General features: G+C 44.3%; 9 protein-coding genes. 4 read left to right on the forward strand and 5 right to left on the reverse strand.

Annotated elements, in window-relative coordinates:
* Positions 1-128 precede the first annotated feature (128 nt).
* Both ACN4EK_RS13055 and ACN4EK_RS13060 read right to left on the reverse strand, forming a co-directional pair.
* Positions 129-1544, reverse strand: coding sequence for a zinc metalloprotease (locus ACN4EK_RS13055; protein WP_431658337.1), 1416 nt, complete (start codon positions 1542-1544; stop codon positions 129-131).
* A gap of 270 nt (positions 1545-1814) precedes the next feature.
* Positions 1815-4655, reverse strand: coding sequence for a S8 family serine peptidase (locus ACN4EK_RS13060; protein WP_431658338.1), 2841 nt, complete (start codon positions 4653-4655; stop codon positions 1815-1817).
* Between the two features lie 465 nt (positions 4656-5120).
* Here ACN4EK_RS13060 and ACN4EK_RS13065 point away from each other — a divergent pair, with 465 nt between their 5' ends.
* Positions 5121-5390, forward strand: coding sequence for an ISAzo13-like element transposase-related protein (locus ACN4EK_RS13065; protein WP_431658339.1), 270 nt, complete (start codon positions 5121-5123; stop codon positions 5388-5390).
* Positions 5391-5408: 18 nt separating this feature from the next.
* Here the strand turns inward: ACN4EK_RS13065 and ACN4EK_RS13070 are convergent, their stop codons facing one another.
* The 3 genes from ACN4EK_RS13070 to ACN4EK_RS13080 form a co-directional block, all read right to left on the reverse strand.
* Positions 5409-9290, reverse strand: coding sequence for an AAA-like domain-containing protein (locus ACN4EK_RS13070; protein ID WP_431658341.1), 3882 nt, complete (start codon positions 9288-9290; stop codon positions 5409-5411).
* Positions 9291-9308: 18 nt separating this feature from the next.
* Entirely contained in the window at positions 9309-11000 is a 1692-nt protein-coding gene (locus tag ACN4EK_RS13075; protein ID WP_431658342.1) for a filamentous hemagglutinin N-terminal domain-containing protein, read from the reverse strand.
* 105 nt (positions 11001-11105) lie between these two features.
* Positions 11106-13052 carry an AAA-like domain-containing protein gene (locus ACN4EK_RS13080; protein ID WP_431658343.1) on the reverse strand — a complete coding sequence of 649 codons (1947 nt, stop codon included), beginning with the start codon at positions 13050-13052 and terminating at the stop codon, positions 11106-11108.
* A gap of 318 nt (positions 13053-13370) precedes the next feature.
* Between ACN4EK_RS13080 and ACN4EK_RS13085 the strand changes: the two genes are divergently transcribed.
* From ACN4EK_RS13085 to ACN4EK_RS13095, 3 genes are all read left to right on the forward strand, one after another.
* A complete protein-coding gene (locus ACN4EK_RS13085; protein ID WP_431658344.1) occupies positions 13371-13619 on the forward strand; it encodes a hypothetical protein in 249 nt (82 codons plus the stop codon).
* A 427-nt stretch (positions 13620-14046) separates the two neighbouring features.
* Complete coding sequence (locus ACN4EK_RS13090; RefSeq protein WP_431658345.1) at positions 14047-14859, forward strand: PEP-CTERM sorting domain-containing protein; 813 nt, start codon at positions 14047-14049, stop codon at positions 14857-14859.
* Between the two features lie 95 nt (positions 14860-14954).
* Complete coding sequence (locus ACN4EK_RS13095; RefSeq protein ID WP_431658346.1) at positions 14955-15431, forward strand: hypothetical protein; 477 nt, start codon at positions 14955-14957, stop codon at positions 15429-15431.
* The last annotated feature ends 285 nt before the right edge of the window (positions 15432-15716 follow it).

The following is a 15716-nucleotide window of genomic DNA, read 5'->3' on the forward strand; positions in this document are numbered from 1 at the left end:
AGATGTGTATAAGAGACAGGTGGGGGAGTAGGATGGGGAGTGGGATTACTGGGAGACGAAGGGGAGACAACTTTCAGCGTTACGCGGGAGGAGGGGGAAGATAAGGTCATGGAATCTCCTAAGAAGAATTAGCGAGGATTGGTGGTCGGGAAGTAGAAGTAAATTGCCCAAACTCCTAGCAGGACTAGGGCGATTGCCGGAATGTTGGTGAGTGTCCAACCAGTAAGGCGCATCAGCAGAAAGCCAAAGACAGAGAGGCTATACGCAAGGCTAAACGGTGCATAAGTGGCGAGAATCCAACAATGTTGCAGCTTTTCAGATGCAGGTCGTAGACGGAATAACCGGGCATAGAAGCTGAAGGAACGCGATCGCAAATTATTAATGCCTGTCAGAGCCACTGCCAGATAATAGCCATCAAATTTGGCGAGGGGATTCAGATTAATCGCAACGGTAAATAGCGATGCCAGCATCAGTAGAAACGCCCCTGTATTTAACCAGGTGTCCGTTTGGGTGATTTGCCAAGTCCAGAAGCCGATCGCCGCAAGGGTAATTTGACAGATTACGCCAGCCCCAACAACCAGCGATCGTTGCAGTCGAGTCAGCGCATATTGATCGGTTGTGTTCACGTAAGCTGCCGGAAATAGCAACATGAACATGAGTCCGACCTGCGGCACTATGCGGTCATAGTGTTTGAGGGTGAAGGCATGACCGAGTTCGTGCAGTGATACAACCAGTAATGTCAAAAGTCCAAATGCTACCGTGACCGCCAGATCCCGTTGTTGCCACAGCGCCATTGCCATCCGGGAGAATTCTCCTTGCCGTTGTAGTCCATAGATCAACGTCATGCTTAAAAAGATCAGTAAGCACAGACTAAATGCACGAGTCCAGATCCAAGCTAGATATTGCACATTGCGGCTCAACCACCGATCGGGATTACCAAGCGGTACTGAAAAAAACAGAAATTGTAAGGGTGTGAGCTTACGTTTAGGGGGTTGTGGTGGTTCTATGCCAACTAGCATCCCCGCTGTCGCTAGTTGCTGGAGCAAGAACCGTAGTTCTTCGGGTGTAATCGTTCCTTGTTGGACAATTTGGGCAGGTGTGAGGTGGTTGAGTAGGCTGATTGCCTGTTTATGGCGATCGCTCACCTGTAACTGCCGGGTCACATCTTCAGGATTGCGTAAAATCCAAAAGCTATCTGATTGCCGAAACCATTGCACAGCTGGTTTTAACCGTAACTCAGAAGCGGAGCCAGCCTCCTCATCCGATAGCCATAAAATATTCCGCTCAATCAATTTTTCAATCAGGTCAAGCACAAATCTGGGAGAGATATTGTCGAGTTCTTGTTGGCAAGAGTGTTGAACCTGTTCAATCGTAAAGCTACCCGTAAAATAGCGTAGAGCCTGACCTTCAGCCATAGAAAAGCTCCAACGAATCGGTTGTTGCCTTGCTCGCAGCAAATATTGATCCGTATTTTTAACTTTGATCAATTGCCAGTCAGGACGTAGATCAGGACAAATCCAAGTTCGACAATGTTCAGGCAACATGATTATTCACCTTTTAATCCAATGAGTTCCGAGATCGCCTGTTAGCCCACGATAAGAATTTTTCAACTGCGTTATTGATTACTCGGATTGATGTAGTGCAGTTTTACGCACGTTGCGAAAATCGACTGACAAAACAGCGATCGCGCCTTAGTTTGCCAAGACACGATCGCTGTTTAGACAAAAACTACTGGCAATGTAGCTACTATGGATAAATCACCATAACCAATAAAGGCTGACTGCAAGCCTTTTCAAAGCTGCCTGCTCAACTTCCTAGAACCGGATATAGTTTCTAGGATTCCGGGTATCATTTGGCCAACGATAAGGAGAAACACGCATTTCAAAATGCAAATGATGACCTGTTGAATAACCAGTACTACCCACATTACCAATTACAGTGCTGCTCGTAACGGTTTGACCTGTTGCAACGGTAATGCTGGATAGATGAGCATAGTAAGTTCGAACGCCATTTGGATGTTCAATAATCACTAAGTTTCCATATCCACCACTAGGTCCCGAAGCCCCTCGAATTACCCCAGGTGTTGGATCCCATCCTGCATAAATGACTTTCCCTGATGCTGCGGACTTAACAGGTGGTGTCGTCCCTGAAGTTCCAATATCAATTCCATGATGGAAAGTTCCCCATCTAGGACCATATTCACTGGTGACCGGGTAGCCCGGAAGTGGATGTTGCCATGCACTTATTTTTGGCTCTGTATCTATCGGACGAGAAATGATTGGGGTACCTGTTCCTGGCTCCCAGTTGACAGGTAAGTAGACCGTTTGCCCAACTTGCAGGCGACGAGCTTCTTCAGAGGTAAAAAACTGGGTTCCCGCCGCATCTTTACTGATGGTTGTCCATTTCGTGCCATTTCCTAAGCGAGACTGCGCGATCGCCCATAAGGTATCGCCCGGTTTAATAACATAGGGAGTCCGGTTGGTGACTGGAGGAGGTGGGGGAGGTGGGGGAGGTAAGGAAGGACCAGATACTTGTCTAGGAATTAAGATCACCTGATTGACGTAGATCAGGTTAGGATTAGCAATGCCATTCTTGCTAGCAATGAAGTTGTAGTAAGGGGCTGTACCGTTCCCCATTCTTTGCAGAGCGATCGCACTCAGGGTATCCCCCGGACGAACGGTGTACGCATCCCATTCATAGTAACGACCCATAAACTCATCTGCCGCTGCCCGCTCCGTTGGTGTAACACGTCCTGCACCGCTCCACGTCTCCGGGATCGGAATGTCTGGAGTTAAATAGGCTTCTGGTTGGGTAATTTTGGCAAAACTAATCGCGGCGGCAACATTCAGTAACCCTGCCCCTGTTTCTAAATCAAAGCCAGCTGCGCCTAAATCTTGAGCGGTGGATTTGATCAGGTCAATTACCTGGCGGTAGCTCAACCCAGGGTTAGCTGCCCAAACTTGGGAAATGGCTCCAGTCACCTGTGCTGTTGCCACAGACGTGCCTGCCATTGTACCGATGCCATCAGCAACAGTTGAGAAAATTCCCCCTTCAGCACTACCCCCAAACGCCATGATGTCCAAGCCATACCCGTAGCTAGAATACTCGGCTCGGTTATATCCATCGGCTGCACCAACAGTAATGAGGTTGTCAAACATCTGAGAAGCTTGTCCCAAAGCCGACATGACACCGCCATCGTTGCCCGCTGCGACCACAACCAAAACATTGTTTTGTCGAGCATATTCCAGGGCAGCCCATTCTGTAGGAGTGAGTTCATAACGGGTGGTGATACTCCCATCAGGATTGATTTGAGTCAAATCCAAACTCAGGTTTACAACAGCATTGGGTTGTCCTGACTCTCTCGCTGCATCAACAAATTCAGTCAGTGAATTTGCCCATTGTCCAGACCCGATCGCCCGTCCAACCCAAATTGGCGCATCATCATTGATGCCATCAATACCAAAATTGTTGTTTTGAGTCGCTCCGATAATTCCTAAAACATGGGTGCCATGTTCACTACCCTCACCGGGTTGGAGCAGTGGATTATTATCGTTGCCGACCCAGTCATATCCCAAAATTAAGCGGGAGTAATCAATATCAGGATTGTTCGCCGCAAATCCGGTATCAATGACACCAATGAAGGGCTGATGCGACAAAGGGGCATCGACAGTTGGAATGTTACTGAAATTAGGATTAACGTAAGCCTCAGCATAAGCAACCAGCGCCTGTCCTAGATTGGAGGTGCGCCAATCCCGGTAAGGATCAACCACATCATCCAGGTGTGCTGCGTTGGCAGTGGCACCACGCACCTGGAATACCATATCGTTGTAGTCAAGATCGCTATGACCATCTACCCGCAAATCTTCAAAGACGAACGTATTGCCATCACCCGTTACATCCGCAATTTGTCCTGCCTGGAAACCGTCATTAGGGTTGGCTGTAGACATAGAGAACAGGGGGCGCAGCCCATGGCAGGGTTCTTCCAATACAGTCTGTACACTACCATTGGGTACCAGCATGAAGCCTAAGCGATCGCCCGGTCGCATCTGAAAGGTTTGCACCCCTTGATAATCACCAGAGTTAAAGTCCCCTTCCCAGGCAAAGCTGCCGCTGAATCTGGCAGCATCTGTGGTATCTGAAATCACCACATAACCTAAATCAGAACTACTCAACGCCCGTCGAGCCGCCTCTTGAATAAAGGCATCTGATCCTGGCTCGAATTGCTCCATCCCCTCCAGGCTAAAAATTGCCAATTCCCCTTGATAAGCGCCACCATCAAACAGAAAGTCGATGCCAACTTCCCCAGAAGAGCCAACGGTAAAAACACCAGACTCAAACCCAATGGGAGCGATCGGATCTACCGATCCCAATGAGTCAATGAAAGTAACAGGTTCTAGCTCTCCATCACTCAGGTCATACCCCTCATGATCGAGGAATGAGTCGGATACATCGAGTTGGGCATCGATTCCAGGTAAGTCAAAATCAAAATCTGCTAGAGCAGGTGGCGACAATTGAGCGATCGCCATTTCCGGTGTTCCTTCTGTACCGTCAATTCCAGCACTAGGAGTCAGAATCGGTTCTAGCAGAAATGAGGTTTGAGTGTCAGTTGATGCTTTCTGCTGAAAACCTTTAGCAACCGGGCGCTGTTTAGTCATCCTTTGGAATAGTTTCATGTCCTACCTTCAGTTTTAGAGGCATATCGATCAACAACAGGAAGAGCAGAGTGCCTGACTCGCCAGTTCCTATAGAACTCTCGGGTTGCCCAATCTGGAAATTACGCAACTGATCGAAGGAGATATTTACAACAGCTTTTAGATGCATCAAGCACAGTGGGGGGCACAGCCAGAGGCTGAGGAAATTTGGGTCGGATGAGCAAGAGTAGAAGAGGACACAAAAAAGGTGCACCCATTGGGTGCACCTAACCCCGTGAATATGAATTGCTCCGAGGTTGATGTAAAGCGCCACGTTTACGAGAAACTTAGGAGATTTCTGGGAATGAGTTTACCCAGTAGCAGGTTAAATGAGGATGTCCCATTTCGGTAATTCTGGGTTGCGTTTTAGCCTCTTTTCAACATGTAATGCATCCCTAAAACTGGTTGTTTAGATGTCCAGTTTTAGGGATGCATTACAATCATTGGAATGGGAGCATCCTCGATGAGATCGCCACCGTCTTGCAGTTTGCCCAAATGATGACTTGGAAGGGGCAGTATCCCGTCGTTCAACTGGTAACTCAAACGTATCAAACGGGTGTGAAACTGACGCAACACGCGATGGCTCAAGTCGAAAAGCAAATTCAACGCTTTACTGAACTCGATGAGCACGGTAATTTGTTGGATCTGGGTAAATGGTTTGTGGATATTTCCTATGAGCCCAAATCAAATTTGGGATGATTATTTCTTTGGAAGTCCCTAAGACTTCTCTTCTATACAGAGCTGAAAAACTTTGTCATTATCAGAGCTTTGCTTCAGATAATCTTTAAGCCAACTACAACCTTCAATCAAGAGTGAATCTAAATGAGCACTGACTGTGGCTGGGCGAAGTGGCCATAATTGGATCTGCCCATTTGATTTAGCTATCGCAATTTGATGCTTATTTGGGCTAATGCGAGCCATATAAGCAGACGCATCATCTTGAGTAAACTGTTTAATTTCCTGAAGTTGTATTTGTTCTTTTTCATATGACTCGATTGCCCACAAAGTTACAGATCTTAATCCAGCAGTAATGAGTTGCTTACCATCAGAGCTAAATTGAACGCTGTATAGTAGACCTCCGCCTTTGGGTGATTGAACTAGTTCTTTCCCTTGGCGATTCCAAAGTCTTACAGTGCCATCATCACCAGTAGTTGCAAGTATTTGGCTATCAGGACTAAATTGCACATCAACAACCCAACCTTTATGTCCTTCTAATGTACTAAGTTGCTTACCAGACAAGCTCCAAATTCGTGCTTTAGTATCTACTCCTGCAGTTGCTATATATTGTCCATCTGGACTAAAGCTAATCCCCATTGCACCATCCTGGTGAGCTAGAAATTGCCAAATCAACTGACCAGAGTGATCCCATAAACGCACCATTCCATCAATGCCGACGGTCGCAATATATTGGCCGTTTGGGCTAAAGGCACCATCAAACACCCGCCCTCTATGGCCTGTTATAGTTGTCATCTGTTTCCCTAATAATCCCCAAAGTTTGATGGTTCCATCCATCCCTGTCGTTAAAAGTTGAGTTCCGTCTGGACTAAAATCTATTTGTAAAACTCCGCTTTGCTGTGCTGCCCATTTATAAGTTTTGTTGGCTACCAAATTACGAACTTGAACTGTATCATCTTCTAATCCAGTCGTAGCTAGCCATTGACTATCAGGACTGAAACTAAAACTAAAGATTTTGCCTTTATGAGCTTGCCATAGTTGAGGTAACCACTCTAAATCCCATAGGCGAACCGTGCGATCGTCACCTACTGTTACTAACTGTTTACCGTCTGGGCTAAAACTGAGGCCATTGACAGAACCCTCGTGTCCGTTAAACTGCTCCAAGAGATCGCCATTTGCATCCCAAATATAGATTCGACCATCACTTCCACCTGCGGCAATGGTTTTTCCATCTGGAGAAAACGCAATATTAAAGATAGCTCCGTGATAGCCTTTCAAAATTTTAGGTTTCTCATTTATTCCTCCTAACCTTGCGCCATCAAGACTTGCTGTTATTACTTGCTGAGTTTTTACATTGATTTGAGATCGAAAAACTGGACTTTGATGCCAGCCATTGGAACTGTCTAGTTGTTTAAGTGTTTTATCAGAAATATTCCATACTAAGACTTTAGTATCTTGACTGGCTGTAATAATCTGTTTTCCATCTGAACTAAATTTGACACTTGTGATCCTAGACTCATGAACTTTTATTGTGCTAAATCTATTGCCGCTCCGATCCCAAAACTGCAAGAAGCCTCGCTCATCACCAGTCACAATAGTTGTTGCATCAGGCGAGATGTCCAAGCTAAAAACTTTGTCTTGATGTCGTAACACTTGAATCTGCTTACCTGTGTGAACTTCCCAAAGTTTGACTGTTTTATCTTCACTGCTAGTAAGCAAATATTTGTTATCGTGAGAAAAAACTAGACTTGTGATAGGGTTGTGATGCCCTTCATATTTTTGTAGTTCTTCCCCTGTAATAGACCATAACTTAGCAGTACCATCTTTGCTCGCTGTTGCAATCCATTTCCCATTCGGGCTAAATTTCACATCAAAGATCCAGTTGTCGTGAGCTAAAAACTTATTACGCTCATGAATATTGCTTAAAATATTACGTAATATTCTCCTAGATCCTTTGAAGATTTCTTGAGAAGACAACGTTTTCTGCTTCGCAAATTCTTGAATGTCAAGAATATTCTTAATTGCTAATTGAGTTATTTCTAATTCTTCTCCAAATAAATTGAAAAACTCTTTCTCTAATTTTTCTCCCTTCCGGTCTAGTTGCTCTAAGCCTCTAGAAACTTCCATGCTTATCAAACTTTCTGAGATTGACTTTAACCTAATTTGATTCTGATAAGTTTTCGACATTGCCTCGGCTTGTTTTGCTTGCGCAATCGCGATATATTTCTTGATGCTAGAGAGCTTTTTCTCACCTTTCAGGGCAATTTGCTTAAAAATCTCAGTTTGTTCTTGAGCATTTTTTCTTTCTTTTTGAGTATTAGCTACTTCTTGTTGAGACTTAATAATTTGTTGCTGGATCAAGCTAAGTTTTTGGGAGGCATCTGTTACAATATGTTCTAATTTGCGGACTTCAGCTTCTTTCTGTTTAGCTTCAGCTTCTTTCTGCCTAGCAAAGGTTGCTGATCTTTCACCTGAGAACCATCCAATAGCCGCTAAAAGCAAAAATAGACTTGAAATCAAGATACTAGTTCGAATAGTTCTTCTAGCTTTTAGTATCGCTGTTGATAAAATTTGTTCTGCTTTTTGCTCAGCCCTAAATTTGGCATCTCGTTCTACTAAATAGGCATTTTGAATTGTTTGTTTTTCTAGCTCTTGGCTGGCTGCTAAAAACTGATAATCCTGATCACTAAGGCTTTTAGTTTCTGCCCAAGCTATAGCTTCTTGAAGATCTCGCCCTTGTAGCAAATAGGACATATCTTGGCGATCGTTTGCAAGCCAATATTCTATTTTTTCACTATAGGGGCGTAGCATTGCAAGGGTCTGCTCTACCCAAGCCAAGTTGAAAATGGCTGCATAAATCTGATTATGAGGTTTAAGTTGTCCCTGATGTTTAATAATAAGTCCTGATAAGATAAGCTCTGTCTGCTCCAAACTGTCGTTACACGGCACACTGTGATGCATCAGAACATGCCGATAAAGTCCCAAAATTCTACCTGTTCGTTGATCACTGCCTAATACACGATCGCGGATTGTCTTTAAATGGGGTGGATTATCGTTCGCTTCCCAGTTTTCTAATATCTGATTTGAAACTAAATCATTGACAAATTTAATTTCACTGCCTGGCTGAATTGTGCCTGGATATTGGATAATTGCTTGGCAAAGTTTCTGAGTTAGGAAGGGTTGGCCAGATGTCCAATTTAAAATAGAACTCAAAATTAGTTGGGGCTGTATTGTTTTCAATCGCAATCCGGTTGCTAATAGGCTTGCCTCTGCATGAGTGAACCCAGCTAGTTCAATCGCACAACCAATATTAAATGGGGTACGCCGGATATCCTGAATGAGCCCAGAAGGGGTAGCAACGCCGAGGAGAGCGATCGCTAACCGCCGATACTGAGGACGATCTGCACGGCGATTATAGAAAGTTCGTAGCAACGAAAAAAAGTCATCTAAAGAAAAAGCTAGTCCTAAAACACTATCAATTTCATCAATGAACAGGCAAACATTTGTTGAGTAAGTTGTCAGAATAACCTTATCAATAAATTGATCAAGCCGTTGGGTGGGCGGTAAAAACTGATGCTGCTCCCACCAGTCACGAAAATTCAGGCTTTCAGTAAGCTTCAATCCATCTGCAAGGGTATAAGTAAAGGCTGCATACCATTGTTCTAGGGTTAGAGTTCGGCTACCTAAACTAGCAAGATCGACAGTAACGCAGGTAGTGCCCTCCCTTCGTAAACGATGCACTGTCCGCACACATAGACTCGATTTGCCCATTTGCCGAGAGTTAAATATATAACAAAATTCTCCAGCTTGTAACTTTTGGTACAACTCAGTGTCAGCTTTTCGCACGACATAGGTTTGAGCATTGGCTGGTAAACTACCACCTACCCAATACTTAAAATCGTCTGTTTCAGAACTCGTTAGCATTCAATGCCTATGGTCTAGTTAATCAAATCGGGCTGGAGGATTGTCAAGATATACTATGCCCCAAGTAACATCATCTCCAAGGATTTTCAATTCGGCATCAATATTAAAAACTCTAGAGCCGAGGATCGAAGTGTCTTGGTGATTACCAGGAGAGTGAACCAATAAATTGTTATTTACATTGACTAATAGTCGTAAGACACTCGCTCTAGAGAGTTGAATTGCGCCGGGTTCTAGTGAGATGACAATTGACGAAGGGTCTACTTGGCGAATTGAATCTTGATTAAAAGATTTAGATGACAAACCTTGAATTGGTTCACTCACAAGGGGAAAGAGGGGCGATGAAATAGGTAATGACGGTTGCTTTAAAGTAGAAGGCGTACTAGAAGAGTGTAATCGCGTAGTATCGGGAGGAGGGGCAGGAGCCGAATTAGATGGAGGCAAAGGAATTGGATAATTAACGGGCTGAATTATACCGTAAAACCGATCCAGCTCTGAGGCAGAAGACATACTAGAAGAGTGTGATCGCGTAGTATTGGGAGGAGGAGCAGGAGCCAAATTAGATGGAGGCAAAGGAATTGGATAATTAATGGGCCACACTGGACTTTGCTTTAAGGTAAAAGGTGTACTAGTAGATTGCGATTGCGTGGCATTGGAAGGAGGGGCAGGAGCCGAATTAGATGGAGGTGTAGGAATTGGATAATTAACGGGCTGCATTAGACTGTCAAATCCATACAGCTCTAGTTGTGTTGAAGATTCAGGGGAACAAGTGGGAAAGCAATTTATCGGGTTCCACCCGCGAGGATAGTCAACTATTTCCGGTGACACTATATTGATTACTTTAGCGTTTATATGATGAGCCGAAATGCCAGATCCTGATAGCCGAATTGAGCCATCTTGATTAACTTGAATAGATGTGGCATTGGCAATTGAGCTTCCACCAGTTAAGAGCTGTGGCAAAGCCGATGGAGAGAGATAATCATCGTTTAGGTGACTACCTGGAGAACTTAGAAATTCAAAACTCAAAATACTATTGGGTAAGTTAATCCGAACGATCGTATTTCCAGGAACAGCACCCAGGGTAACATTTCCGTTAGGTGCATTAAGTTGCCCAGGGCTTACAATCTCACCACCCACTAGAGTCAAATCTTGTTTAACGGTTAGATTGCCATAGTTCACGATGCTATTTGGCGATGGCATTGTGAATGCTAGCTGATTAGGCACTCCATTTAAGGTCACATAATTGTTGTCGCCGTAAGCGTTGAACCAAGTTGCACCGAACCCAATTCCATTTGCAGTAGTAGCTGTGAATGAAGCAGGCACGTTCAAGCGGGCATTATTGCCAAAGACAATCCCAGATGGATTCATAATATATAGGTTGGCATTACTGCCTGAGACCTGAACGAGACCATCGATAAAGGATGCTTCCCCACCATTAATTCGCACTAAAATATTACGGATATTGGGATCTGATAAAAAGTTAGCTATTTGTTGCTGGGTTAAACCAAACCGAGTCAGACTGTGGAAGAGATTAGTGCGATCGCCCGATAGTTGACCACCATGAATATCAAGACGATCGCCATTGGGCGTTACGATCGTTCCAGTTCCGTTTGGATCTGGAATAATCGATTGTGCTGCAATTGGCGTGGTGCTCAGTGTAATCAGCAGTAACGCACCAAACAACGCAATAACGTGCTTATCGACCTGCTTCATGAGACACACCTGAGAGGTATTGTACGGTTCAGCATATCGTTATTATTACGGAGATAGTTCAACTTAGAAACTAACGTTTTGCCTAACGTTGTAGCTCAGAATTCTTTATGGATCTAACGCTGCCGCAAACCATTCGCCAAAATACTGACGGTATAGGTGACACCGAGGAACAACTTCGTTTCCAACTGGATTGACTAGACCTAAGGCTTGCAGCTTAAACCCAACTGATGGGTCAACTCTGACTGGTCTGTCTGCCTTCACAATTTGCTTAATAGCCTCAATTAGCTCTGGCTGGCTGTTCAATTGCCATAGGTAACGCCGCAGATGATCGCTATAAACACCCGATTCCGTTACTGCTGTCTTGTATAAATACTCTAATGATAGTCCTCGATATGCCAAAGCATAAAAAGCAACTTGCACTAAATAAGGATGCCCACTAATTAAATATCTCAACTGTTGGATATTATCAGTTGTCAGCTGGAGCTGATAGCGACCAGCCAAATCATGCATTTGCTCTAATGTAAATTCTGGTAAGTCAATCGGCAAACCCACATTAAATGGCGATTGGTACACATTCATGGGTACATAGACATCTGTAGCATGAACCATGATCAATTTAAACTTTGCCCATGTCTCATCGCGCCGACCTTGTTCATACCAAGCTCTTAAAAGTGCTAAAAAATCTTCAGCAAGGTGATCATACTCAAACACCCGATCTAACTCATCCAAAGCCAATACTAAAGGTTGATCTAATTGCTGCAACACATATTTTTTAAAGTAATTGCTGCAACTAACACTACTTCCGTACAAATCTGCATTCCAATCTTCGTTTATTCGATTAGGTAGGTTTAGAGATTGACTGACATAAGAACATATCCACTTTAAAAAGCGATCGAAGGTTACAAATAAATTGCGTTCTGCCAGCTGAAAACTTAGCCCAACAGCGTAGTGTGTATGATTAGTTGCATGATGCAAAATTCTTGCCATCAGCGAGGTTTTTCCCATTTGCCTTGGGGCTTTAATCCGAATCAGGGCACCTGGCTGTAACACAGTACTGTAGCAGTTCTCTTCAATAGGTGATCTGTTTACATATAAAGAGGAATGCAAGGCAACCTGACCAGTGGGTAGTTCATTGACTATCACTGGAGATGCTTTAGGTAGTGGGGGAAGGTACTGAACTAAACCTGACTGAGAACCTAACGTTTGCACATTTGGAGATTCAGGTGTGTCTGGTAATGATTTACTTTCAATCCAAGTTAGGATGCCTTGGCAGAAAGCCTTATCAAACTTTCCATCCTGCCAATCTAACTGAGGCACTTCATTCAAAAATTGCTGTAGCTCATAAGTAATTGGGGTGTCATTAGTCCAGTTGATACGAACCGATAGAATCGCTGGAACTTTTTCTCCTCGTTCATCCCATAGCTCCCGAACATACCGAATCAGTTCTAGTGCTTGCTCGCTAATCGCCATACTAGATGACAGCAAAAAAATTAGGTAATTGCTCTGCTTTAAATCTTCAGCAATCACTTGTACATATAAAGGATCAAGCTGAGTTGGGTAAACATCAGCCAAAACTGGATATCCGTTCGTGTCTAAAAACTCTATAACTCCTTCAGCTAAAGCTGTAGTGCCATCAGCCTCGCAATAACTCAAAAAAACTGGCTCATGGTCTTTTACTTTTGTTAGCCTTTCAGGTGTTTCTAAGTTAGCTTGTAGGGCATACCCAGCTGCCTTAAACAGTTCAGCAAAGTTACTACAAGTGACTTTTTCCTGCTGCAAACCAATTCTAGCGAGCTGATACAACTTACTAAGTTCAACACGCGCCCCTCTCACCTCAACCCCTCGATCCTTGGCGATTTCCTGGGGGCGTTTGTAAGACAGCAACCCTTGAACATACTCCTTCTCGGCTGTTGTCAAAGGTTTCTTCTTCGCCTCGGCAAGCGTGAGATATATCCGGTTTAAATCCCATAGTAGGCTCAAATTCCGCAACGAAGCAGCCGTATACATGATTTTCCCCTTGAGCCCTTCAGTGGTAGATGATGGATCACGCATGTAATATTCCTTACTTAGTATCTAACAAAACTCCTAAGAATTACTAGGGCTCGTTAGTTTCAAAAATTGCTCAATTTACATAAGCTTCATACTATCCAAGATATTTACACCATTTCTTTACTTCTTGGATATTTGCTATAGAGTGATCGCCTATTACACGTCTGCTTAAGGGAGATACAGGAGGACTGATTACGTAGCTCCTAGATGTAAACCATTTGTACTAACCCTGAACAATTTTTGTATTAAATATGACAAGTCTTGCTCATAAGGTTTAGTGCCTGATATCTGTTTACTTTTGGATTAATCAGGAGAAAAAGCATGTCTGCCGAGTTTCGTTCTTCCAAGCCAGAAGATTACAGCCCTTTGCTCAAGCTGGGTTTTCAAGCAATCAAATGGTTTTTTCTGTTCATGTCTGGTTTTTCGATCGCGTGCGTTATTTCAGCCTGTCTCAATGCCACAGAAGTAATAAGCATATTACAGGTGCTGGCATCTAAGGCTTTTGGACCTCTTGCAGCCCTAACGTTTTGCATTGTCGCTATCGTGGCAGTGTTGGAATCATTTCGGTAACAATTGGTTTCCACACATGTCTCAAAGATTTTCTACCGATTAGCAATAGCAAGACCTTAGGCACAACAGAAGAACGGGTTTGTGTTAATTCAATAAGAAGATGTAGCCGTTTGCGTAAAACCACGAGGTTTCTTACCGAGAAGTCAATGTATTCCTCAGAAAGTTTCTACGGCCACTTCCGTGAAAACCTAGACCACAGCGCGATCTTCTGAGCATCCCAACCTTGGTCGCTCTAGACATTGCAGCCACTGTTCCATGTTGCACTTCACTTTTCCCGTTAAAGGACTCATAAACATGCGTAAACCGATTCGGTTTCCCATAGTTTTGCATTACTTGCGATCGCTCAAAAAAGGTTTCATAAATTCTGGGTAAATTTCCTTAGTGAAATCTTGAGAACCAATACAGAATGTTCACCAAGGAGTTTCGAATGACCATTGCCATAAGTAGAGAGTTAACAAGGCTCTCTTTGATTGTTAGTGTTTTGACCCACGCCACGATCGCGATCGCAGGTCAATCTCCCGCCCAAGCCTTCAATTTCACCACGGGCGATGTCGGCGGCAATTGTGAAAACCTGATTACGGCTTTTGCGCCCTACTCTCAGTTAGGACAACAACCGTTATCCACCTGCGAGACGGCTGATGGGTTGCGGCTCATAGCAGAAGGCGGCGATTTACAAGCAAGACGAGATGGTTCCATCATGAGTGTGGGCGTAACTGACATGGACTGGAGCAACATGGGGGGAGTTTGTATAACCGGGGTTATTTCACCCTGTAATGGCAATACCGGTGAAGGGGAAATTGGTCACTGGGAAGCCCTCTATGTCCTGTTACCAGATGGTTCAGCCACGCTAGAATCGCTCGATCTGGCCTTCCGCTTTGGTTGGGATACCCCCGTATCGGTTGCGTTTGAAATTGCGGCACTGTTGACTGATCACTCCCAAACGACTGGCACCTTGACGTTTACCGACAAGGGCGCAATTTGGAACTGGGCAGGCACGACCCAAACGACGACCTTCAGTAACACTGGATATAGGTTGATCCAACCCTTTGGAAATCACGAGATAGCGGCTTTAAAGCTGACAGCTCCCAATTTATCAAACGAATATGGCTATGTTGATACCAAGTATGGACTGGTTGGGGCAGAGGCAAAACAGACAGCAGCAGTGCCGGAACCCAGCACGATCGCTGGTGTGACTCTAGCCAGTGGATTGGCAGTTCTGAAACGCAAAATCAAGCGATAGACATCAGCAATCTGCATTTGCAATTTGTGGTTCTTGCAAAATTTGCTCCATGCTAATCCCTTGATTTGAGTCCACCTTGCCCGTTGAGGTTTTTCATGTCGGATGTTCCTGTTGCAGCAATAATTTCTATAGCAACTCAGTCCCTCGCTCGAAAAGTTCTACTTCGCTTACAGACGCTCTGTTTGCATCTCCGGTATCTTCGCCTCACCTTGCGCGATCGTCCGGTTCTGATTCAAGAACAAAAGGTATCCCTAACCCAGACTAAACACAAACTCCTGTTAATTAGCCAGCATTTAGAAGCGATCGCCGAGATGGTTATGGTTCGATTTGGGCAACGGCGCGATCGCATCAGTCACTACCACTACCAGGTTTTGATTGAACTGATCCAGTCAATGCAACATCTGGTCACTTCACTCATCCACTTAACCGATGAGTATTTCATTGACCCGATCGGGGTGCAGTCTTGTCTCGAAACAGAAATTGATGCGGATGTGTTGAGGATGCAGCAACGACTCAATCAGTTCCTCCCATTCGACTTCCAGCTTTCCTCACACCAAGATTCTGCCGCTTAACGCAAATACCGTAACAGAAAGCCTTTCGCCTGTTTTCAACCCGTTCGATCCAGCGCCCGCAAGCCAGCAGTGTTGACTGTTCCGTTTGTCTTTTGACTTGCCAACCAATTCACAAATAGTCCCAGGAGAACTCATTATGGCTACCAACAATCAAGCTCAAGCAACCGCTACTGCTACCGATGTTTTGACTGACGATCGTTTGAATACAGGATTAGATGCGATGACGACTGATAGTGTTACCTCCGTTTTTAACTGGTCTGATTTAGTGACTGATTCGGCAAACTA

This window comes from Pantanalinema rosaneae CENA516 (assembly GCF_050753385.1).
Taxonomy (GTDB): Bacteria; Cyanobacteriota; Cyanobacteriia; order Leptolyngbyales; family Leptolyngbyaceae; genus Pantanalinema; species Pantanalinema rosaneae.